14 protein-coding genes are annotated in these 21,569 nt (G+C 61.4%); 7 read left to right on the top strand and 7 right to left on the bottom strand.

What is annotated here, in order from left to right; all coding sequences use genetic code 11:
• Window positions 1-591: 591 nt before the first annotated feature.
• Complete coding sequence (locus KHO33_RS22940; RefSeq protein ID WP_200566482.1) at window positions 592-1,665, bottom strand: purine-nucleoside phosphorylase; 1,074 nt, start codon at window positions 1,663-1,665, stop codon at window positions 592-594.
• 246 nt (window positions 1,666-1,911) lie between these two features.
• Between KHO33_RS22940 and KHO33_RS22935 the strand changes: the two genes are divergently transcribed.
• Complete coding sequence (locus KHO33_RS22935) at window positions 1,912-2,892, top strand: aldo/keto reductase (RefSeq protein ID WP_054043381.1); 981 nt, start codon at window positions 1,912-1,914, stop codon at window positions 2,890-2,892.
• A 117-nt stretch (window positions 2,893-3,009) separates the two neighbouring features.
• Here the strand turns inward: KHO33_RS22935 and KHO33_RS22930 are convergent, their stop codons facing one another.
• The 4 genes from KHO33_RS22930 to KHO33_RS22915 form a co-directional block, all read right to left on the bottom strand.
• A complete protein-coding gene (locus KHO33_RS22930; RefSeq protein WP_054043383.1) occupies window positions 3,010-3,915 on the bottom strand; it encodes a cation diffusion facilitator family transporter in 906 nt (301 codons plus the stop codon).
• A gap of 156 nt (window positions 3,916-4,071) precedes the next feature.
• Window positions 4,072-8,913 (bottom strand): NAD-glutamate dehydrogenase, encoded by a 4,842-nt coding sequence (locus KHO33_RS22925; protein ID WP_200566481.1) that lies wholly within the window; start codon window positions 8,911-8,913, stop codon window positions 4,072-4,074.
• 145 nt (window positions 8,914-9,058) lie between these two features.
• A complete protein-coding gene (locus tag KHO33_RS22920; protein WP_200566480.1) occupies window positions 9,059-9,835 on the bottom strand; it encodes an alpha/beta fold hydrolase in 777 nt (258 codons plus the stop codon).
• Entirely contained in the window at window positions 9,832-10,866 is a 1,035-nt protein-coding gene (locus KHO33_RS22915) for a M14 family zinc carboxypeptidase (RefSeq protein WP_054043398.1), read from the bottom strand. The genes KHO33_RS22920 and KHO33_RS22915 overlap by 4 nt, the downstream gene beginning before the upstream one ends.
• Before the next feature lie 292 nt (window positions 10,867-11,158).
• Between KHO33_RS22915 and phnC the strand changes: the two genes are divergently transcribed.
• The 4 genes from phnC (at window position 11,159) to KHO33_RS22895 (ending at window position 15,025) form a co-directional block, all read left to right on the top strand.
• On the top strand, window positions 11,159-12,055 hold the full coding sequence (phnC, locus tag KHO33_RS22910; protein ID WP_200566479.1) for a phosphonate ABC transporter ATP-binding protein: 897 nt from the start codon (window positions 11,159-11,161) through the stop codon (window positions 12,053-12,055).
• A 42-nt stretch (window positions 12,056-12,097) separates the two neighbouring features.
• Window positions 12,098-13,075 (top strand): phosphonate ABC transporter substrate-binding protein, encoded by a 978-nt coding sequence (gene phnD, locus KHO33_RS22905; protein ID WP_200566478.1) that lies wholly within the window; start codon window positions 12,098-12,100, stop codon window positions 13,073-13,075.
• A complete protein-coding gene (phnE, locus tag KHO33_RS22900; protein ID WP_200566477.1) occupies window positions 13,072-13,911 on the top strand; it encodes a phosphonate ABC transporter, permease protein PhnE in 840 nt (279 codons plus the stop codon). The genes phnD and phnE overlap by 4 nt, the downstream gene beginning before the upstream one ends.
• Window positions 13,912-14,188: 277 nt before the next feature.
• On the top strand, window positions 14,189-15,025 hold the full coding sequence (locus KHO33_RS22895) for a DMT family transporter (RefSeq protein WP_200566476.1): 837 nt from the start codon (window positions 14,189-14,191) through the stop codon (window positions 15,023-15,025).
• Between the two features lie 18 nt (window positions 15,026-15,043).
• On the opposite strand, the gene pdxR is transcribed toward KHO33_RS22895, so the two are convergent.
• Entirely contained in the window at window positions 15,044-16,561 is a 1,518-nt protein-coding gene (gene pdxR, locus KHO33_RS22890) for a MocR-like pyridoxine biosynthesis transcription factor PdxR (protein WP_200566475.1), read from the bottom strand.
• Window positions 16,562-16,699: 138 nt separating this feature from the next.
• Here pdxR and KHO33_RS22885 point away from each other — a divergent pair, with 138 nt between their 5' ends.
• Both KHO33_RS22885 and KHO33_RS22880 read left to right on the top strand, forming a co-directional pair.
• Window positions 16,700-17,983, top strand: a complete 1,284-nt coding sequence (locus tag KHO33_RS22885; protein ID WP_093634728.1) for a 4-aminobutyrate--2-oxoglutarate transaminase — start codon at window positions 16,700-16,702, stop codon at window positions 17,981-17,983.
• 830 nt (window positions 17,984-18,813) lie between these two features.
• Window positions 18,814-20,274: an NAD-dependent succinate-semialdehyde dehydrogenase gene (locus KHO33_RS22880; RefSeq protein ID WP_200566474.1), complete on the top strand. Its 1,461-nt coding sequence runs from the start codon at window positions 18,814-18,816 to the stop codon at window positions 20,272-20,274.
• A 49-nt stretch (window positions 20,275-20,323) separates the two neighbouring features.
• Here KHO33_RS22880 and KHO33_RS22875 read toward each other — a convergent pair whose 3' ends face one another.
• The gene (locus KHO33_RS22875) at window positions 20,324-21,460 is read right to left on the bottom strand and encodes a porin (RefSeq protein WP_200566473.1); all 1,137 of its coding nucleotides are present in this window, start codon (window positions 21,458-21,460) and stop codon (window positions 20,324-20,326) included.
• Window positions 21,461-21,569: the final 109 nt, after the last annotated feature.

The raw sequence follows: 21,569 nt of genomic DNA, 5'->3' as shown, positions 1-21,569 counted from the left end.
TTTCTGCGGGCTCGAGGCACTTTAGGCAGACGAGCTGACTGTCCATGTGGCGACAACTGATCGGGTCGGCGCCACAGGAGGGAATATACAAGTAGGCAAAAGAAAGCGGCTAGAAGCCCCTGCTAAGCGGGCACCGTGGTCTGCTCCGGGTAGTGGTGCGACTGGAATCCGTGCTCTCGCACATTCCACGTTAGTGACAAAGGACTCATCAGCTCCCACTCCGCACTGCGTGCGTCGCGGACGGGTCTGCATGGGAAACCACCGGCTTCGGTTCAGGTTTGTTAAAACGTAGCGATCGGTTTTATGAATGGCTCTTCGGCGCGCGCAGCGCCGCCGGAAGTATGACGCCCTTGTCACAAGAGCATGTAGTGGCACGAACACAGATTCCAGTCGCACCACTACCCTGTGCAAACCACGGGACCCGCTTAGCAGGGGCTTCTAGCCGCTTTCTTTTGCCTACTTTTCTTTGCGGCGGCAAAGAAAAGTAGGTGCCCCCCGCACAGGGGGAACGCTAATAGACCACTAACAATTCAAGGAAAGGCCAAAGCCCCAGGAACACGGACAATAAGCGCCGCCAAAGGCAAAAAAAACCTACCTCTTAGGCACCCCCTCCCGCCACTCCCCCCAATGAGCAGCAATATCCTGCACAAGCGGATTCCCAGACCTATAAAGGTTCTCAATAGCAATAGTAAAGCCCCCCTGCGCAGCATAGTTAAGCAAATTATCAGCACTAGTCTGCCCATCATATGGCCGATCAAAATCCGACCCAGCCCGCAGCACCGCAACGCGGCTCAGGTCAACCTTATGCACCGAGGCCGCGCGCTTAAGCGCCTCATACGTCGCGTTATCCTCCTGCTGCGTCGTGCAATACACACCGTTGCCATCCGTCAGGATCTTGGTCCAATCGCGTGCCCGCTGCCCAAGCAGCGTCCCCGACCACCAGGTGTCGCCGGCGAGTGTGTCGCACTGAATGACAGTCGGCGGCCGATTCGCCGGCGCATACGAATACTTGGCCCGCGCAGCCTGCGCCTGAGCGTTATCGGACAGCACAACACTGCGCGACAAAGCAAACGCCGTATCGGCTAGCTGGGTATTCAACTGAAACACCTCCGTCCGATAGTCGAGCGGTGGCTTAGCCGTCGGACTCGTGGTGTTGATCCCCAGGTATCCGGTATTCCAGCCAGGCGGAATCTCCCGTCCATCGATCTCCCACTGAATCCCGAAGTCGACCAGGTACTTCGCCCACGCTGCGGATCCGACCGTGCCCTGCTGCGGATCGATCCCGGCAATCCCCGCGACCATAAAGTACGTATGCCGCAAATCGAAACGCGGCGAAAACGTCAACGCCATGATCGACGCGGCAGCATTGCTATGCCCCATGCCCGTGGTCATGACACACACGTCCTGCTTATTGCAATGAACCGTCGGGTAGTCGGGCGATAAGCCATCGACCGTAATCTCGCGCCATGGACCAAGCCGATCGAGCCATACCTGCCCTTCCGGTCCGAACATCGAAATGATCATCACCTTGACCGGCCGCCCGTGCGAGCCGCCGTCGCCTTGCGAGAAACCCTCGTTGTCGTCCGCGCTGGCAGGGCCGGATGTAAAAGCAGCGCAGGCCGCGAGTGCAATGGCGGAGATTGCGCCAAGTGTGCGAGTCAGCATCGTGATCCTTCCTTTTTGCTTGTGATGCAGATTGGGAGAAAGGCCGCTTTCAAGCCGAAAGAAGTATAGATGCGAAGAAATTATTTTCCACTACGTATTGCAGCAATTCACCCACCGCGACTGAACTCCTCCGACCCGCGCGTTAGGTTGGCCCGTCAGCCCTTCAGCACGTCAACGCGTCCATTCCTATAATGGGAGGTCGTCAGTACGCACCGCGTTTGTGCACTTCAACACAGGAGCACCTCGATGGACTATGTGAAACTGGGCCGCACCGGCCTCGATGTATCGCGTCTTTGTCTCGGCTGCATGAGTTACGGCGTGCCCGCTCGCGGCACCCACCCCTGGTCGCTCGACGATGAAGCGGCGCGCCCCTTTATCAAGCAGGCGCTCGACCACGGCATCAATTTCTTCGATACCGCCAACGTTTACTCGGACGGCACCAGCGAGGAAATCGTCGGCCGCGCATTGAAGGACTTTGCGAAACGCGACGAGATCGTGCTGGCCACCAAGGTGAATAGCCGCATGCATCCGGGCCCGAACGGTGCGGGTCTGTCGCGCAAGGCGATCATGGCGGAAATCGACAACAGCCTGAGGCGCCTCGGTACGGATTACGTCGATCTGTATCAGATCCACCGCTGGGACTACGACACGCCGATCGAAGAAACCATGGAGGCCCTGCACGACGTGGTGAAGGCGGGCAAGGCGCGCTATATCGGTGCGTCGTCGATGTATGCGTGGCAGTTCGCCAAGGCATTGCACGTGGCTGAACGCCATGGCTGGACGCGCTTCGTGACGATGCAGAACTACGTGAATCTGCTCTATCGCGAGGAAGAGCGGGAGATGCTGCCGCTGTGCGAAAGCGAAGGCATCGGCGTCATTCCATGGAGCCCGCTGGCGCGCGGACGCCTGACGCGCGACTGGAACACGGAAAGCGCACGCTCCGAGACCGACGAATTCGGCCGCACGCTGTACGCTCATACCGAGGACGCGGATCGCCGGATCGTGGAGCGCGTCAGCCAGATTGCGAAAGAACGCGGTGTGCCGCGTGCGCAAGTCGCGCTAGCCTGGGTCTTGCAGAAGAAGCCGATCACCGCGCCTATCGTCGGTGCGACCAAGCTGCATCATCTCGACGATGCGGTCGCAGCACTGACGTTGAATCTGAGCGCGGACGAGATCCGTCAATTGGAAGAGCTGTACGTGCCCCATGCGGTGACCGGTTTCAAATAAGCGGTCAATGCACCGGCCAGCGGGCGCGAAAGTATGGGTCTTCCCAAGCGGAGACACTAACGCGCAATCCGCTGGCCCCTCGGCGAACTGAATGTACCAAGCGACCGGGACAACGCATCAAACCCGCGGCACGTCCGGTTCAAAAAACACCCAGCGCACTTGCGGAAACGCCTCCTGCAAGTCCGCTTCGATCACGTTGATCGCGTCGACCATCGCGCGGCCGCTCGCGTAATCGATCATTTCCGCCTGCACCGCCACCACCACGTGGCGGCCCCATTGCAGCGTAATCATGTTGATGATGCTGCGAATCTCGGAGCGGCCGCGCAGATGCGTCTCGATCGCGCGGCGCACTTCCGGGCTCGCCGATTCGCCGACGATCATCGACTTCACCTCGCGCGCCACCAGCCACGCAATCACCATCAGCAACACACCGACGCCGATGGAACCCAGTGCGTCATAGACGGGATTGCCGGTCACCATCGTCAGCAACACGGCGACAAAGGCGATCGCAAGACCCGCCAATGCGGCAATGTCCTCGCCGGCCACGACCAGCAGTTCGGACTCGCGCGTTTCGCGAAACCAGCGCCACAGGTGTTTGTCGGGATGCGACTTGCGAATCTCCTTCACCGCGCCCCACAACGAAAGCGTTTCGAGCACCACCGAAACACCTAGTACGACGAGCGCCACATACGCATACTGCAAAGGCTCGCGCGCGAATAGACGATGCACGCCTTCGTACACCGAAAACGCGCCGCCCACAAAAAACAGTAGCAATGCCACCAGCAGCGAATAGAAATTGATCTCGCGGCCGCCGCCCATAGGATGCAAGGGGCTCGCCGGCTTGCGTGCTTCGCGCAAGCCGAATAGCAGCAACAACTGGTTACCGCAGTCGGCGGTCGAGTGAATGGCTTCGGCGAACATCGAGCCGGAACCGGTGAACGCGGCAGCAGCGAACTTGCAGATAGCGATGCCGAGGTTGGCGGCAAGCGCATAGAAAATGGCTTTCGGCGATTCTTCTTTCATCGTCGTGGAGAGGGTCGGTGAGTTTGCAGAGCGCTTTCGGTTGGCAATAGTTCGTATTATGGACATGCCAAGCGGCATGCGTCCAACCCCGGCGCTGTTCCGCGCCGGATTCTGTGACGTATGCAGCACATCTGCCCGCTCTCGCGCTCCGTCGTGCTATGCCCTTTCGAGCGCGGCCATCTCCCGCACGATCACCAGCAGCATCGACAGGCTTGCGCCGCCCGTGGCCCGCAGGTCGGCAAGCAGGCGTGCATAACGCTCGAGTTGCGCAGTGCGCTTCTCGCGCCATGCCTGAACCAATGCGTCCTGCGTGGATGCCTCGTCGGCGCCGGCCAGCGCGCTCGTGGTCAGCGCGCGTTTCAGGCGTGCGAGTTCCGCCAGTGCCGTGGCGCGCGCCAGCATGTCCCAGTGCGTGGGCGCCGGCAGCGCGGCCGCGCGCTCGCTGATCCAGCCGTAGTTCAGCAGCGTGCCGAGCGCGAAGTAGACGCCCGCCACGAGTTCGAGACTGCGCCCGCAGGTCGATGCCACCTCGGCGATGTCGAGCAAGGCCGCCGATATCTCCCCGCTGGCGATCCGCACCGCCAGTTCGCTATCGACACCGGCGTCCACAAGCACGCGTTGCCGCTCAGACAGTGCTTCGAGATCGGCGCTCGGCAACAGCGCGGGCCATTGCGGCGCAAGCCGTTGCGCCGCGTCGCGGCAGCGTGCGAGCAGGCCGGCGACATCACCGCCGCTAACCGCTCCCGATTGCAACTGCCGCAGGAACCACAGCGCCGAGCGTTCGACGAGCCGCGCCACTTCGACGAACATGCGCGCCTGCACATCGTCGGCGACACGATTATCCAGCGCATCGATACTGCGCCATACGTCGTCGAGATCGAACACGTCACGCGCCATGATGCAGGCCCGCACGATGTCGCCAGGCTGCGCATCGGTCTCTTCCATCAGTCGATGCACGAACTCGCAGCCCACGCGATTCACCAACGCATTGGTCAAATGCGTCGCAAGGATTTCACGCCGCAACGGGTGACGTTGCATCGGCTCGCTAAAGCGCTGCCGCAATGGTTTCGGAAAGTACTCGATCAGCATGTCGCTGACGAGCGGGTCTTCCGGCATCGATGATTCGAGCAGTGCGTCGTAGAGCCACATCTTGCTATAGGCAAGCAGCACCGCGCGTTCGGGCGTGGTCAGCCCTTGTTTCGCGGCCTGGCGCTCGGCGACTTCTTCATCGGTCGGCAAGAACTCGATCACACGATTCAGACGGCCCGCGCGTTCGAGATAACGCATCAAGCGCGCTTCGGCATCGAGCAACTCGACGCCGTAGCGACCCGCAATCGAAAGCGCCTGGGTCTGGTAATAGTTGTCCTGCAAGACGAGCAAGCCGACTTCATCGGTCATTTCCGCGAGCAGTGCATTGCGCTGTTTCTCGGTCATTTCGCCATCGGAGACAACCAGGCCCAGCAGAATCTTGATGTTGACCTCGTGGTCCGAACAGTCGACCCCGGCGGAGTTGTCGATGGCATCGGTATTGATGCGGCCGCCTCGTTGCGCGAACTCGATACGCCCGAGTTGCGTGAGACCGAGATTGCCCCCTTCAGCGACGACCTTGCAGTGCAGATCGGCGCCGTTGACACGGATCGCGTCGTTGGCGCGGTCGCCCACCTGCAGATGCGTTTCGCGGCTTGCCTTCACATAGGTGCCGATGCCACCGTTGTAGAGGAGATCGACAGGCGCCTGCAGAATCGCGCGCATCAATTCAGCGGGCGCGAGCGCCGGCGCGCTGATGCCAAGCACCGACTGCACGGCCGGAGACAATGGAATCGTCTTGGCGGTGCGCGGAAACACGCCGCCCCCTGCCGAGATCAGCGACGGGTCGTAGTCGGCCCAACTCGATCGATCAAGCCCGAAAAGCCGCCCGCGTTCGGCGAGGCTTACCGCCGGATCGGGATTCGGATCGAGAAAGATATGCCGATGATCGAACGCGGCGACCAGCTTGATATGCGGCGACAGCAGCATGCCATTGCCGAATACATCGCCCGACATATCGCCGACGCCGACCACCGTGAAGTCGGTTGCTTGCGTATCGACGCCCATTTCACGGAAGTGCCGTTTGACCGACTCCCATGCGCCGCGCGCCGTGATCGCCATTTTCTTGTGGTCATAACCGACCGAACCGCCCGATGCAAAGGCGTCGTCGAGCCAGAAACCGTATTCCTGGGAGATCGCGTTCGCGTAGTCGGAGAAGGTAGCGGTGCCCTTGTCGGCGGCGACGACCAGATAGGGATCGTCGGGGTCATGGCGCACCACATCGGGCGGCGGCACCACCGTCGTACCCGTGAGGTTGTCGGTCAGATCGAGCAGGCCGCGCAAGAACGTCTGATAGCAGGCGATGCCTTCACGCATCCACGCGTCGCGTTCGGTCTGCGGCGGCGGATTCTTCACGACGAAACCGCCTTTTGAGCCGACCGGCACGATCACGACGTTCTTGACCATCTGCGCCTTCATCAGGCCGAGGACTTCGGTGCGGAAGTCCTCGCGCCGATCCGACCAGCGCAGACCGCCGCGCGCAACCCGGCCGCCGCGCAAATGCACGCCTTCCACACGCGGCGAGTACACCCAGATTTCGAACATCGGTTTCGGTTCAGGCAAACCCGGCACCTGGGCGGGATTGAATTTGAACGACAGATACGGTTTCGGATGGCCGTCAGCGTCGAAGCGATAGTAGTTCGTACGCTGCGTGGCCTTGATGACGCCGAGGAATTGCCGGAGTATCCGATCCTCATCGAGATTCGGCACCTGATCGAGCGCGCTGTCGATCGTCTTCAGCAAGCTATCGACGCGGGCCTCGCGCGTATCACCAAGCACCGGATCGAAACGTGCAATGAACAACTCGACCAGCATCCGGGCAATCGCCGGATTGCCGGTGACCGCGCGTTCGATATAGGCATCGCTGAACGTCGACCCCACTTGCCTCAGGTACTTGGCGTAAGCACGCAGAATCGTCACCTCGCGCGCACTCAGTTGCGCGCGCAACACCAGGCGGTTGAAATCATCGCTTTCGATTCCGCCGGTCCACACCTGTTCGAACGCATCTTCGAAGAGATCCTTCACCCGTTCGATATCGAACTCCGCATCGTCCGCGAGTTCAAGGCCGAAATCGTGAATCCAGGCAGGCGTGGCGTCGAGTGCTTCGATCAGATAAGGCCGCTCTTCATCGACACGCACGCCGAGATGTTCGAGCATCGGCAAGCTGCGCGACAACGCAATGGGCAAGCCCGCACGATAAACCTTGAAACGGAACGCGCGCGGCCCCGATTCGATCGGGCGGTACAGGTTCATGGCGAGCCGTTCGCTGCCCTGCACGCGTTCGATCAGCTCGATGTCGCGCACCGCGGTACGGGCCGGATAGTCGTCGCGATAGCCGGGAGGAAACGAATCCGCATAGTGTTGCAGGAGACGGTTGCCCTGCTCTTCGCCGAATGCATCAAGCAACGCGTCGGCGAGATCGTCCTGCCAGCGGCGCGTGACGTGCACGAGCCGCGCTTCGAGCTCGCGCGTATCGACATGGGGCATGCCCCCGGGCTTCGCATGCACTACGAAGTGAATGCGCGCGAGTGTCGACTCCGACAACAAGGGCGTGAATTCGACACTTTCCCCGTTGAACGCATCGGTCAGCAGATTGGCGATGCGCTGCCGCAGATCGGTGTTGTACTTGTCACGCGGCACGAACACGAGACACGACACGAAGCGATCGAAACGGTCGCGCCGCACGAACATCCGCGTGCGCTGATGCTCCTGCAAACGCAGCACACCCAGCGCGATATCGTAGAGCTGGTCTTCGTCGGCCTGAAACAGTTCGTCACGTGGATAGGTTTCGAGCACCGTCACCAGTGATTTGGCCAGGTGGCCCTTGGGCAGGAAACCGGCCCGCCGTACGATGTTCGCGCATTTGCGCCGTACGATCGGAATCTCCGCGGCCGACACCAGGTACGCGGTGGACGTATACAGGCCGATAAACCGGCGCTCGCCGGTCACCTTGCCGTCCGCGCCAGTCAGCTTGATGCCGACGTAATCCAGGTAGCCCGGCCGATGCACCGTCGCACGCGAGTTGGCCTTGGTCAGGAAAATAGGCGACGAGCCGGAAATGATATCGGCCGCCGCCGGTGGCAATGGCGTGACTTCCGCTGCGCCCGCGGGACGCAACTCGTCGCGCAGAATGCCGAGACCTGAGCCCGGTACCGCACGCAGGCCAAAGCCGATATCGTGCTGCACCAATTCATAGTCGCGCTGGCCAAGAAACGTGAAATGATCGGCCACCATCCATTCGAGGAACGCGCGGGCCTCCATCCCTTCGGGCCCCGCCTCGCCGGCCTTCATGCCTTTGACGGTAACACGCGCGAGTTCGACGATCTTCGGCCAATCCTCCACTGCGGCGCGCACGTCGCGCAGCACTCTCGCGATCTCGTCACGCAATGCGTCGAGTTTCGCTGCGTCGCCGCAACGGTCGACCTCGAAGTGAATGAACGAAGCAAGCTGTGAGCGCGTATCGGCGGCATCTTCAGCGCCCTGACCCACGCGCACAATGCTGCCGTCCGGTCCGCGCCAGATGCGGAACACCGGATGCACAACTGAATGGAGTGCGAGCCCGAGGCGGTTGACCGCCATCGATACGGAATCGACCAGAAACGGCATGTCGTCGTTGACGATCTCGATCACCGTGTGATCGGAATGCCAGCCATGCTGTTCGAGTATCGGGTTGTACACGCGCAGCCGTTCGCTGCCTGGTACGAAGCGCTGCGCGGTTTGCCAGTGGGCCAGCGCGGCGCCGTAAAGATCGGCGATGGAGCGGCTTTGAAGGTCGTCGGCGTCGACGAAATCGTAGTAGTGCCGCAGGAAAGGCTCGACGACTTTGAAGGTTGGCTCCGGCAATCGTCCACGCGCAAATTCAAAGACATCGTTCAGCAGGTGCGTGACGGCTTCTTCATTCTTTGCTTGCATGATCAACTCCCCCGGCGGGCGGCAATAGCGAGTATCGCTTGATTCGCATGCATCGTCTGAACGAGGATTATGCGCCTGCCACCCGGAAATCGATGCGCGAGCTCACTTAGGTTATACCCGCTGCCGGAGAACGTGCCGCCTCTGTTTAAAGCGCGGCCTTCAACTCGCCAGCCTCCTGCTTCAGCCATGCCTGAACCTGTTCGCTAGTCCAGGCCGGATCATCGTGCGGCAGGTCATGACCGGCCCATTGATGCTTACAATGCGTTGCGCCCCACGCTGCCGCGAGCTTGGCCGAACACACCGGGTTGACCAGCTTATCGGCGCGCGAAGAGAGAATCAGCAACGGGCAATGCGGTTTCGCCGCCGCCGCACTAAAGCGCGCGGCGGCCCAAAGCTGCCGTAACGCATTGCCGCGGCTCACTGGCGCGCTGCGGCGAATTTCGCTCCATGCATCGAGATCGGCGCCCAGCGTTTCGACGTTGTTGCACGTCAGCCGATGAATGCCGCTTTCCGCGCGCGGCGCATCGCGCCAGTGTGCTGCGACGCCCAGCAGGCCCGGCCATGCCGATGGACGCAAGCGCTCGTGCATACGGCTGAACGGCCGCATGCTGGTATTGATCAACACGAGCCGCTCAATCTCGCCGGGATGCCGTTGCGCCCAGTCGGTCGCCACCATGCCGCCGAGCGACATCGCCAGCACGCGGTAGGGACCTGCCGCACCCGTTTGCAATGCAGCAATCCGCACGAAGCCCACCATATCCTCGACCGTGGCCGGTGCGCGCAAGTGCACGAACTCGCCATTGCCGGGCAGATCGAGCAGCAACAGGCGATCCGTGCCGGTCACCTCGCGCAGCAAGCCCGGCAAACGACCCCAGTGGCGTGTTTCGCGCGTCAGTCCACGCAAAAGAATCCACGTGCTCATGGCGCTTCCGGCGTGGTCCAGTGATCGATCGCGCTTTGCAGCAGTTCCTCGCGGCGATTGCCTTGCGGCAGCCAGCGTTGCGATGAGAACGCTGCGCGCGCGAGAAAATCCAGCAGATTCGCATGACGCCGCAGCACGCGCGCGGTGCGATGCGCCTTGACCGGATTGAACATGCCTTGGCGCGAAAACAGTTGGCGCGGATTCTTCTTGATCCACAGCCACGAACCGAGTTCGAGCGTCATCGGCAGGAAGACGTTGGGCGGCGGCGTACGGTCGTACGCGAAGTCCCACAAGTCGCCGTGCAACAGATACTGGTGGCTCTGCGGTTCGAACGCGTAGCCATGATGCGGATGCGCGCGCTCGAACATGGTTTTCAGCACGTACATTTCCGGCAGATGCGGCATCAGCTTGCGCGTGCGCGCATAGGGAAACCAGATGCTGTCGCGCCAGCCGTACCCCGAGTGGCAGTCGAGCGCAATGCTGAGAGGCCGCGCGGCCATGTCGGTTTCGACCACCCGCAGGAGCGCCGCGGCCTCGGGCTCCATCGGCTCGCCTTGCCGGCCGCGATACCACGGCAGCCACGCGCCCACCCGCTGACCGCCGGCGAGCAGCGGCACGCGTTCGTCAGCGTTCTGCGGCGCATTGCGCATCAGATCGACTCCATTGGGATTGGCCCGCGTGGCCGCCCACATGCCGCCCGGATTGACGATCGGCATAAAGATCAGACGAATCGATTGCAACTGCCGCACCAGCAGTTCGTCCCATTCCAGCCGGGCGAGCAGCGCGCGCATGTAGTCGAGCACGAGTTGCGAGCCAATCCGTTCGAGTCCGTGAATGCCGCCAAAAAACCCGATTGCCGGCGCGAGCGGATCGGTTGAACCGATGCTCGCGGTGTGCACGGCGAAGTGCCGGCCCCGCACCGTCGTCTCGCAGACCGTGCGGATCTCGAAGCTGGCGCTGCCCTGGTCGAGGATCGTCTTGAGATCTTCGTACTCCGCAAAACTGTCGGGCAGAAAGCTCAAAGGCTGCATGACGACGTCGAAAAGGAACTGCAAGGTTATTGGGGACGGCACATCGAATGACGCAATATAGCCTGGCCGCGAGTGATCATGCGCAGCCCGCGCCGCCCAATGCAAATCATGTCATGCGGATGTCATTTTCTATTCGAACGAATGACTTCTGTCTGCCTTCCTGGCGACTCAAAAAAGACACATATAGATATAGTCGTCTAGACGTTGCGATGCCTTCACTCAACCGTCACAGACGCTTCCTAGAATGAGCCCCACACATGCCGGCAATGGCCGGATGCATGAAGGGGTACTCATGGAAGCAATTCGGGAAGCAATTCGTATCGAACGGCTGAGCAAAACGTTCGGCAACGGCCGCAAGGCGCTGGACGAAATCGATCTGCGCGTCGAGCCGGGCGAAATGGTTGCGTTGATTGGCGCATCGGGTTCGGGCAAGTCGACACTGCTGCGGCATATCGCGGGCTTCACGGCCTCGGATGCGCAACCGTCGCAGATCGCGATTCTCGGCCGGCCGATTCAGCAGAACGGTCGCATTGTGCGCGAAGTGCGCAGCATTCGCCGCGATATCGGCTTCGTGTTCCAGCAATTCAATCTGGTGAACCGGCTTTCCGTGGAGAGCAACGTGCTGATCGGCGCGCTCGCGCGGCTGCCTTTGTGGCGCCGTTTGAGCGGGCGCTTTCCGGCTTCGGAGCGGGCGTTGTCGATGGCCGCGCTCAATGAAGTCGGCATCGGCGACCATGCACGCGAACGCGCCGCCAACCTCTCCGGCGGCCAGCAGCAACGCGCGGCATTGGCGCGCGCGCTGGTGCAACGCGCGCGCATCGTACTCGCCGACGAACCGATCGCCTCGCTCGATCCCGAATCGTCGCGCCGCGTGATGGAAATGCTGCGCACGCTCAACGTCGACCATCAACTGACGGTGCTGGTGTCGTTGCATCAGGTCGACATTGCGATGCAGTACTGCCCGCGCACCGTTGCGCTGCGTCGCGGCAAGGTGGTCTACGACGGCCCCTCCGCCGCGCTGAGTCCTGCCCTGCTCAAGAAACTCTACGGCGACGACGCCCGTGAACTGCTCGAAGAGGCCACCGCGGATGGCGCGGTCAATCAGGCGGACAGCAACGCACCGGCGCAAGACAGCGAATCCACCTCGAGGCGTTATGCATTCGCCCTCAATCCGGCGCACTCGAACTGAGCGCGCCTACTCATTCTGTTCACTCAACCGGACCTCAAAGCGATGAAATTCCTACGTTCATTGATTACGCTGACCGTCGGCGCAGCCGCATTCGCCTGCGTCGCCACCGCACAAGCCGAGGACATCAATCTCGGCATCATCTCGACCGATTCGTCCTCCGTGCTGAAACAGCGCTGGGAGCCGCTGATCGATGACATGAACAAGCAAACCGGCCTGAACGTCAAAGCGTTCTTCGCGACCGACTACGCCGGCATCATCGAAGGCATGCGCTTTAACAAGGTACAGGTCGGTTATTTCGGCAATGCGTCGGCGATCGAAGCGGTGGATCGCTCGCAAGGCGAAGTGTTCGCGAAAGTCCTGTATCTGAACGGCGACGCCGGTTACAAGTCGGTGCTGATCACCAACGTGAACAGCCGCTTCAAGACGCTCGACGACGTGTTTAAGAACACCAAGGACGTCACGCTCGGTTTCGGCGATCCGAACTCCACCTCGGGCACGCTGATCCCCGGCTATTACCTGTTCGCCCAGCACAACACGCCGGTCAACACCTCGTTCAAGGCCGTGCTGCCGTCGAGCCACGAAGCGAATCTGCTGGCTGTGGTGAACAACAAGATCGACATCGCGACCAACAACACCGAGATGCTCGACACGCTGAAGAAGCAGCATCCGGACAAGTTTGCGCAAGTGCGCGTGTTGTGGACGTCGCCGCTGATTCCGTCGGATCCGCTCGTATGGCGCAAGGATCTGCCGCAAGCCACCAAGGACAAGATCCGCAACTTCTTCGTGAACTACGGCAAGACCGATCCGCGTGAAAAACAGGTGATGGCCGCCATCACAGGTTACGCCGGCTTCGCGGCATCGTCGGATGAGCAGTTGCTGCCGATTCGCCAGGTCGCGCTGTTCCAGCAGAAGCAGAAGATCGAGAGCGACACGCATCTTTCCGACGACGACCGCAAGACCCAACTGGCCGCACTCGACGCCAAGCTGAGCGCACTCAACACCGCCGTAGCCAAGCAATGAACACCGTTGATCTGATCACGTCGCCCACGCGTGCGAGCGAAGCGCTCGCCGCGCAGGCGACGCGCGCTACTCCCGCTGCGGGCAAGCGCAGTTGGCTGTCGCTTATCGGTTGGATCGCCGTGCTCGCCGTGTTGGGTGGCGCCTGGCACGGTGCCGATATGCGGCCGCTCGACCTGCTCTCCGACTCCGGCAACATGGGCCAGTTCGCCAAGGACTTCTTCCCACCGGACTTCACCGAATGGCGCAGCTATCTGCACGAGATGTATGTGACGCTGTCGGTGGCGGTGTGGGGCACGGCCCTCTCGCTAGTGTGCGCTGTGCCGTGTGGGCTGATGTCCGCGCACAACATGGCGCCGATGTGGGTCGTGCAGCCGATGCGCCGCATGATGGACGCGTGCCGCGCGATCAATGAAATGGTCTTCGCGATGCTGTTCATCGTGGCCGTGGGACTCGGTCCGTTCGCCGGCGTGCTGGCGTTGTGGGTGCATACCACCGGCGTGCTCGCCAAGCTCTTCGCCGAAGCGGTCGAGGCAATCGATCCGCGTCCGGCCGAAGGCGTGCGCGCTACCGGCGCGACCAGTCTCGACGAAATCATTTACGGCGTGCTGCCGCAAGTGCTGCCGTTGTGGATCTCGTACGCGCTATATCGCTTCGAATCGAACGTGCGCTCGGCGATGGTGGTCGGCATGGTCGGCGCGGGCGGGATCGGCGTGGTGCTGTACGAGGCGATCCGCTCGTTCAATTATGCGCAGACGGCCGCGGTGATGATCATGGTGATCGTGGTCGTGACAGTGATCGATCTGGCGTCCGCGTGGCTGCGCGAACGCGTGACGTGACCGCTTCACGATTCCTGAATGCCAGGGGGTTGGCGAGACGCGCTTCGCCAACCCTCATTCAGGTCGCTTCGATACGGTGTGCCGATGTGTAAGTGCGCCGGAGTAAAAGCGCTGCGCCAAGGGTGAGCGTCGAGCCCCTGACGCCACAAATTTCCCGTTTTCGCCACAGAAAGCCCCTTCACTTTAGTCGTCCACCCCGCCATTCCCGCGTTCTGCTGGAATAATCACGTGCTTGCAGCCGGTCCCCTGGCCTTCTTTCCCCTCTCACTGGTTTCCGATGGACACCTTTGTCGTCTTGCTGGTGCTGCTCTCCGCGCTGCTTCACGCTACCTGGAACGCGTTTTTGCATCTATCCGAAGACCGCGTATGGCTGCTCGGCATGATGGCGATTCCGTATGTCGCTGTCAGCGCGGTCGGCGTGATCGTGCTGCCTTTGCCCGCACCTGAGGCGTGGCCTTATATCTTCGCGTCGGTCGTACTCGAATTCGGCTACCTGCTGGCATTGATCCGCGCTTATAAGAGCGGTGATTTCGGGCAAATCTATCCGATTGCGCGCGGTCTTTCGCCGATGCTCGTATTCGTCGGCGCGCTGGTCTTCGCGCATGAATCGCTCAAGCCGTTGGCGGCCATCGGCGTAGCGCTGGTGTCGCTCGGCATCGTCTCACTCGCGTTCCGCCGCGGCATGCGTTTTTCCGGCGAAAGTGTGCCATTCGCGCTGCTGACGGGCTTCTTCATCGCCACGTATTCGGTCGTCGACGGAATCGGCGCACGCGTGGCGGCCAATGGTCTGAGCTACATCATGTGGGTCTATCTGATCTGGAATATCCCGCAGTTCCTGCTTGCATGGCATTGGCGCGGCGGCGCGAAGGGGTTGTTCATCGGCCGCACGGTGGTGCTCAAGGGCATCGCGTCCGGTGTGCTCGCACTCACCGCTTATTGCCTGATCATCGAGGCCTACCGCTATCTGCCAATTGCGATGGTCTCGGCGCTACGCGAGCTCAGTTCGATTTTCGCGGTGCTGATCGGCTGGCTGTTCATGCAGGAGAAGCTGACCACGCGGCGGATCGTGGCCTGCGCGCTCGTTACGCTGGGGGCTGTGTTGATTCGGATTTGAGGCCGTAAAACACCCCGCTCATGCGAACTGGACAAGCGTTGCATCAATCGCCTCAGCCAACGTATTGAACGCCGGCGCGATCTCCTCGTCCGGCACACACGCATAGCCGATCAGCAGACCCGACGGCGCCAGCGCCGGCTGCGCGTAATACCCCGACAACGGCCGTACCACGATATTGCGCGCCAGCGCAGCAGCAGCCACCGCGCGGTCGTCGCTGCCCTCGGGCAATTGCATCACCAGATGCAAACCAGCATCGCCACCCACGGCCGGCAGCGCGTCGCCATAACGGTGCGCAGCGGCGTCCAGCAGGGTCTGGCGACGCTGCCCGTAGAGCGTGCGCATCTTGCGGATATGCGACGTGAAATGCCCTTCCGCGATGAACTCCGCGAGCATCGCCTGCTGCAGCAACTGCCCTTCCCGATACAACTCCGCGCTCGCGGTCGCAAAGCTCTCCGCCAGCGCTTCGGGCACGACCAGGTAGCCGATGCGCAAGCCCGGAAACAGCGTCTTGCCGAAGCTGCCCACGTAAATCACCTGCCCAGACCTATCCAGACCTTGCAACGATGCAAGCGGCCGGCTGCCGTAACGGTATTCACTGTCGTAGTCGTCCTCGATGATCCAGCACTGATTCTGCCGCGCGTACTCGAGCAACATGCGGCGCCGCGCGAGGCTCATCACCATACCCAGCGGATATTGATGCGAGGGGGTGACAAGCATCAGCTTCGGCGGCTGCGCGAGATCGTCGGCGGAGGGATTGATGCCTTCTTCGTCGACGGCGATCGGACGCGATTGCAGACCGGACACGTGCAGCACACTGCGCACGCCCCAATAGCAAGGGTCTTCGGTCCAGATCACGTCGCCCGGATCGGATAGCAGGCGCACCGCCAGGTCGACCGACTGGTGGATCCCAGTCGTGACGATGATCTGCTCGGGCGTACAACGCACCGAGCGCGACGTCCGCAAGTAGTCCGCCAACGCGTGCCGCAAAGAAGCCAGCCCCCCGCCCGGCGCGTAGGTCAGTAGGTCCGGGCGCGGCCGGCGCCAATACTTGTTGTGCAGGCGGCTCCACACGCGCGCGGGAAACTTCGTGACATCCGGCACGCCGGGCATGAACGCGCCCCATTGCCGCTTCGAGACACCTGCCCCCGAAATGAGCCTCGTGCCACGCGTCGACAACGCGCGGCTGCCCTGCAAAGGCAGCGGCAAAGGCAACGACTCGAGCGGCGCGGCCAACGCCTCGGCATCGGGCACGCCGACGATCTCGTCCGGCGCGCTTTCGGCGACGAACGTGCCGCGGCCGGTTGCCGAATTCACATAGCCTTCGAGCACCAACTGCTCGTACACCTGCGTGACGGTATTGCGGCCGATGCCCAATTCCTGCGCTAATAGACGCGACGACGGCACCCTACTGCCCGCCGGCAATTCACGCGACAGAATCGCCTGCTGCAACAGTCGATGCAGCTGACGATAGATCGGCTGGCCGTTGCCACGGTCAAGGCGCTGCGCCAGCCAGTCGGACAAAACGCTCGCGCGCATGATTGGCTCCTACATTTTTATTGAAATGGCTCTGAAGTTAAGAGCCAAATCTCATTATAGTCGCTGCATGTGCTGCGCTGAGCGTGCGGCGTCCGTTGGCGGCACCCCCGCAAAAACCGAGGAGCGAAGGAGATAACCATGAAGAATGCTGACCTGAAGAGCCGCAAAGACGCCGCCACGCCCCGTGGCGTCGGCGTGATGTGCGATTTCTACGCCGAGCGCGCGGAGAACGCTGAGCTGTGGGACGTCGAAGGCCGCCGTTTCATCGATTTTGCCGCGGGCATTGCGGTGTGCAACACCGGCCACCGTCACCCGAAGATTCTGGCCGCGATCCGCGACCAGCTCGATCATTTCACGCACACCGCGTATCAGATCGTGCCGTACGCGTCGTACGTCGAACTGGCTGAGAAGATCAACGCGCGCGCACCGGGCGACTATCCGAAGAAAACCGCGTTCTTCACGACGGGCGCCGAAGCCGTTGAAAACGCGATCAAGATTGCGCGTGCCGCGACCGGCCGTCCGGGCGTGATTGCGTTCACCGGCGGTTTCCATGGCCGCACGATGATGGGCATGGCGCTGACCGGCAAGGTTGCGCCGTACAAGATCGGCTTTGGTCCGTTCCCGGCAGACGTGTTCCACGCCCCGTTCCCGAATCCGCTGCACGGCGTGACGACGGCCGATTCGCTGAAGGCAATCGAGTTTCTGTTCAAGGCCGACATCGATCCGAAGCGCGTCGCGGCGATTATTTTCGAACCGGTTCAGGGCGAAGGCGGTTTCTACCCGGCGCCGGCCGAGTTCGTGCGCGCGCTGCGCAAGCTGTGCAACGAGCATGGCATCTTGCTGATTGCCGACGAAGTGCAGACGGGTTTTGCCCGTACCGGCAAGTTGTTCGCGATGCATCACTATGACGTGGTGCCTGATCTGATGACGATGGCCAAGAGCCTGGCGGGCGGCATGCCGTTGTCGGGCGTGGTTGGGCGTGCTGATTTGATGGATGCGGCAGCGCCTGGCGGTCTGGGTGGCACGTACGCGGGCAACCCGCTGGCGGTTGCTTCCGCGCATGCCGTGCTCGATATCATCGATGAAGAGAAGCTCTGCGAGCGGGCTACGGTTTTGGGTGATCGTGTCAAGGCGAAGCTGATCGCGCTGCAGAGCGAAGTTCCGCAGATCGCCGATGTGCGTGGGCCGGGCGGGATGGTTGCTGTTGAGTTCTGCAAGGCAGGTGGCACGGAGCCGGATGCGGAGTTTACCAAGCGGGTGCAGGCTCGGGCGCTTGAGCGCGGGTTGTTGCTGCTGGTTTGTGGTGTTTATTCGAACGTTGTTCGGTTCCTGTTCCCGCTCACTATTCAAGACTCCGTTTTTGATGAGGCTATGGGGATTCTTGAAGCGGTGCTTAAGGAGAGTGTTGCTGTAGCTGTTTGATGGTTTTTTTGCCTGCGCGGCGCGCGGGGTGTGTGGACGCGTGCCGCGTGGGCTTTGCTTTTTTTGCCTTTGGGGCGCTTGGTTGTCAGTGTTCTGACTTTTGTGCCTTTCCTTGTTCTGGCTTTCGTGCCTTTCCTTGAATTGTTAGTGGTCTATTAGCGTTGCCCCTGTGCGGGGCGGCACTTACTTCTCTTTGCCGGCTGCAAAGAGAAGTAAGCAAGAGAAAGCAGCTCAAACCGCTAATGCTAAGCGGGGCCCGTGGTCTGCTGCGGGTAGTGGTGCATCTGGAATCCGTGTTCTCGCACACTCCGCGTTAGTGACAAAGGAGTCATCAGCTCCCACTCCGCACTGCGTGCGTCGCGGACGGGTCTGCAGGGGAAACCGCGGGCTTCCGTTCGGGTCTTGTGGGGCCGTCGGCTTCGCCTCGGCGAGGCGCCGAAGCGGTAGCGGTGATACACGCCGCGCCACCGTGGCGAGCGTGGCGCGAGTGCGAAAACGTAGCGAGTGGTTTCATGAACGGCTCTTCGGCGCGCGCAGCGCCGCCGGAAGTATGACACCCTTGTCACAAGCCTATGCAGCGGCACGAACACAGATTCCAGATGCACCACTACCCCTGGCAAACCACGGGACCCGCTTAGCAGGGGCTTCTAGCCGCTTTCTTTTGCCTACTTTTCTTTGCGGCGGCAAAGAAAAGTAGGTGCCGCCCCGCACAGGGGCAACGCTAATAGACCACTAACAAAACAAGGAAAGGCACAAAAACCAGGAACACGGAAAAAAGCGCCGCGCAGGCAAAAAACCTTAAATTCAAAACCCCAAGGAACAAACCAAAAATGCCGACGCTAGTCCTAAAAGACCCCTCCCTCCTAAAAACAAAAGCCTACATAGCAGGCGAATGGCAATCCGCCGAAGACAGCACGACGTTCGAAGTAAAAAACCCCGCCACAGGCGAAACAATCGCCACAGTGCCCCGCATGGGCACAACAGAAACCCGCCGTGCAATCGACACGGCCAACACCGCCTGGCCAGCATGGCGAGCCACCACCGCCAAACAACGCGCCACGATCCTGCGTAAATGGCATGACCTCATGCTGGAAAACGCCGACGATCTGGCAACGATCCTCACCACCGAACAAGGCAAACCCCTCGCCGAAGCCAAAGGCGAAATCCTCTACGCCGCCTCGTTCCTGGAATGGTTCGCCGAAGAAGGCAAACGCGTCAACGGCGACACCATCCCCACACCGGCAAACGACAAACGCATCGTCGTGACGAAAGAACCGATCGGTGTCTGCGCAGCCATCACGCCGTGGAATTTCCCGGCAGCGATGATCACGCGTAAAGTCGGCCCGGCGCTCGCCGCCGGCTGCCCGATCATCGTCAAACCGGCCGAAGCCACGCCGCTCTCCGCACTCGCCCTCGCCGTGCTGGCCGAACGCGCCGGTGTGCCGCGCGGTGTGTTCAACGTCGTCACCGGTGAGCCGAAAGCCATCGGCGCGGAAATGACCGGCAATCCGATCGTGCGCAAATTGTCGTTCACCGGTTCGACGCCGGTCGGCCGTCTGCTGATGGCGCAGTGCGCGCCGACGGTCAAGAAAGTGTCGCTCGAACTCGGTGGCAATGCACCGTTCATCGTCTTCGAAGACGCGGATCTGGATGCGGCCGTCGCAGGCGCCATCGCATCGAAATATCGCAATAGCGGCCAGACCTGCGTCTGCACGAATCGCTTCTACGTGCACGATAAAGTCTACGACGCATTCGCCGAAAAACTGCGCGTCGCCGTCGAACAACTCAAGGTTGGCCGCGGCACCGAAGACGGCGTCACGCAAGGTCCGCTGATCAACGAAGCCGCCGTGCTCAAGGTCGAATCGCATATCGAAGACGCCCTCGCCAAAGGCGCACGCATCGTCACCGGCGGTAAGCGCCATGCGCTCGGTCATGGCTTCTTCGAGCCGACCGTGCTCGCGGATGTGACGCCAGCCATGAAGGTCGCGCGCGACGAAACCTTCGGCCCGCTCGCGCCGCTGTTCCGCTTCTCGTCGGATGAAGAAGTGATCCGCCTTGCTAACGATACGGAATTCGGGCTCGCGTCGTACTTCTATAGTCGCGATATTGGCCGCGTCTGGCGTGTCGCTGAAGCGCTCGAATACGGCATGGTGGGTATCAACACCGGCCTGATCTCGAACGAAGTCGCGCCGTTCGGTGGCGTCAAGCAATCCGGTCTTGGCCGCGAGGGCTCGCACTACGGTATCGACGATTACGTCGTCATCAAGTACATGTGCGTCGGCGGGATCTAAAGCAGCAACGGCCACGTCGGATTATCTGACGTGGCCTTTTTTTAGTCGCTCAGAACGAATGGCGAATACCGGCCATCACGCCGAGTTGCCCGATGCCCGGTGCCGGCGTCGTACCTCCGCCACCCTGGCTCACCGTATAAGCGGCATGCGGACTATTGAACAGATACGCACCCTGCAGGTAAACCGCGGAACGCTTCGACAACAGATACGTGGTGCGTAGCGCAGCGATTGTGCCGCGCGTGTCGTCGGCGCGATTGATGATGCGGTACACGCCACCGTCCAGGATGAAGGCAGGCGTCACGTTATATGCTGCCGTGACGTAGTACAGATTCGAGCGCACATCCGGCAACGCCGGGGACACCGTCTCGACGTGACGGCCAAGCCAACCCGCCCCGAGCTTTACCGGGCCGATGTGTCCGTAGCCGTTCAATTGCATTCGCACGTCCTTGTCGCCGGATTGTGTCAGCGCAAAAGGTGCCGTGCCGTCGTACAGATTCGCGGCCGCGCCCGGGCCGCCGCGCTGTTCGTCGTAGGCCCCCGCCACGCCGTAGCCGTTCATGTCATAACGCAACATCGCCGACCATTCGCGGCAACCCTGCGAACTGCCTGGAATCGACCCCACACAGGTGCCCTGACCCGGCGAATTGCCTGTACCCGCTGAATCGCGGCCGAACGAATAGGTCGCACCGAACGTGAAGCCCGAGAACGTGCCTTTATACGCAATCGTGTTGTCGCTGCGCGCGCTCGGCATGTACTGATCGAACGATCCCGTACCGCCATAAATGTCAGGTCCGAGCAGATCGGAATCGAGTATCGCCCAATACGTCATCGTGTACTGGCGGCCGAAAGTTAACGTACCGTAGGGACTCTCGAGGCCCACAAAGGCTTGCCGCCCAAACATCCGGCCACCCTGATTGAGCGTGCCGGCTTTGGTGTTAAAGCCGCTTTCCAGTACGAAGACCGCGGACAAGCCGCCGCCCAATCCTTCCTTGCCGCGAATCCCCCAGCGCGACGGAAATTCGCCGGTAATGCCCGGCATGCGCACGACGCTATCGCCCGCCGCGTTCGCATGCGTCACCAGTTCGATGCCGGTATCGATGATCCCGTACAACGTCACGCTGCTCTGCGCGAACGACGAGGCACTGATACCGAGCAACATGCTGCCCAAAGCGAGTTTGTATTTCATTATCTCCGAGTCTCCTGGACTAGTGCTTTGTGCGAGCGCACACCCATCCGTATGCGACTCGTACGCAGCGCTTTTATGTAGCGATACTAATGACAGACGTGACGATACC

Source organism: Paraburkholderia nemoris, from assembly GCF_905221015.1.
Classification (GTDB): domain Bacteria; phylum Pseudomonadota; class Gammaproteobacteria; order Burkholderiales; family Burkholderiaceae; genus Paraburkholderia; species Paraburkholderia nemoris.
Note: the sequence above shows the minus strand (reverse complement) of the source record. Positions and strands in the feature narration are given on the sequence as shown.

Bases quoted from the DNA above. Each gene is read 5' to 3' on its own strand.
- KHO33_RS22940 (WP_200566482.1), bottom strand. From the start codon at position 1,665: ATGCTGACTCGCACACTTGGCGCAATCTCCGCCATTGCACTCGCGGCC.
- KHO33_RS22935 (WP_054043381.1), top strand. From the start codon at position 1,912: ATGGACTATGTGAAACTGGGCCGCACCGGCCTCGATGTATCGCGTCTT.
- KHO33_RS22930 (WP_054043383.1), bottom strand. From the start codon at position 3,915: ATGAAAGAAGAATCGCCGAAAGCCATTTTCTATGCGCTTGCCGCCAAC.
- KHO33_RS22925 (WP_200566481.1), bottom strand. From the start codon at position 8,913: ATGCAAGCAAAGAATGAAGAAGCCGTCACGCACCTGCTGAACGATGTC.
- KHO33_RS22920 (WP_200566480.1), bottom strand. From the start codon at position 9,835: ATGAGCACGTGGATTCTTTTGCGTGGACTGACGCGCGAAACACGCCAC.
- KHO33_RS22915 (WP_054043398.1), bottom strand. From the start codon at position 10,866: ATGCAGCCTTTGAGCTTTCTGCCCGACAGTTTTGCGGAGTACGAAGAT.
- phnC (WP_200566479.1), top strand. From the start codon at position 11,159: ATGGAAGCAATTCGGGAAGCAATTCGTATCGAACGGCTGAGCAAAACG.
- phnD (WP_200566478.1), top strand. From the start codon at position 12,098: ATGAAATTCCTACGTTCATTGATTACGCTGACCGTCGGCGCAGCCGCA.
- phnE (WP_200566477.1), top strand. From the start codon at position 13,072: ATGAACACCGTTGATCTGATCACGTCGCCCACGCGTGCGAGCGAAGCG.
- KHO33_RS22895 (WP_200566476.1), top strand. From the start codon at position 14,189: ATGGACACCTTTGTCGTCTTGCTGGTGCTGCTCTCCGCGCTGCTTCAC.
- pdxR (WP_200566475.1), bottom strand. From the start codon at position 16,561: ATGCGCGCGAGCGTTTTGTCCGACTGGCTGGCGCAGCGCCTTGACCGT.
- KHO33_RS22885 (WP_093634728.1), top strand. From the start codon at position 16,700: ATGAAGAATGCTGACCTGAAGAGCCGCAAAGACGCCGCCACGCCCCGT.
- KHO33_RS22880 (WP_200566474.1), top strand. From the start codon at position 18,814: ATGCCGACGCTAGTCCTAAAAGACCCCTCCCTCCTAAAAACAAAAGCC.
- KHO33_RS22875 (WP_200566473.1), bottom strand. From the start codon at position 21,460: ATGAAATACAAACTCGCTTTGGGCAGCATGTTGCTCGGTATCAGTGCC.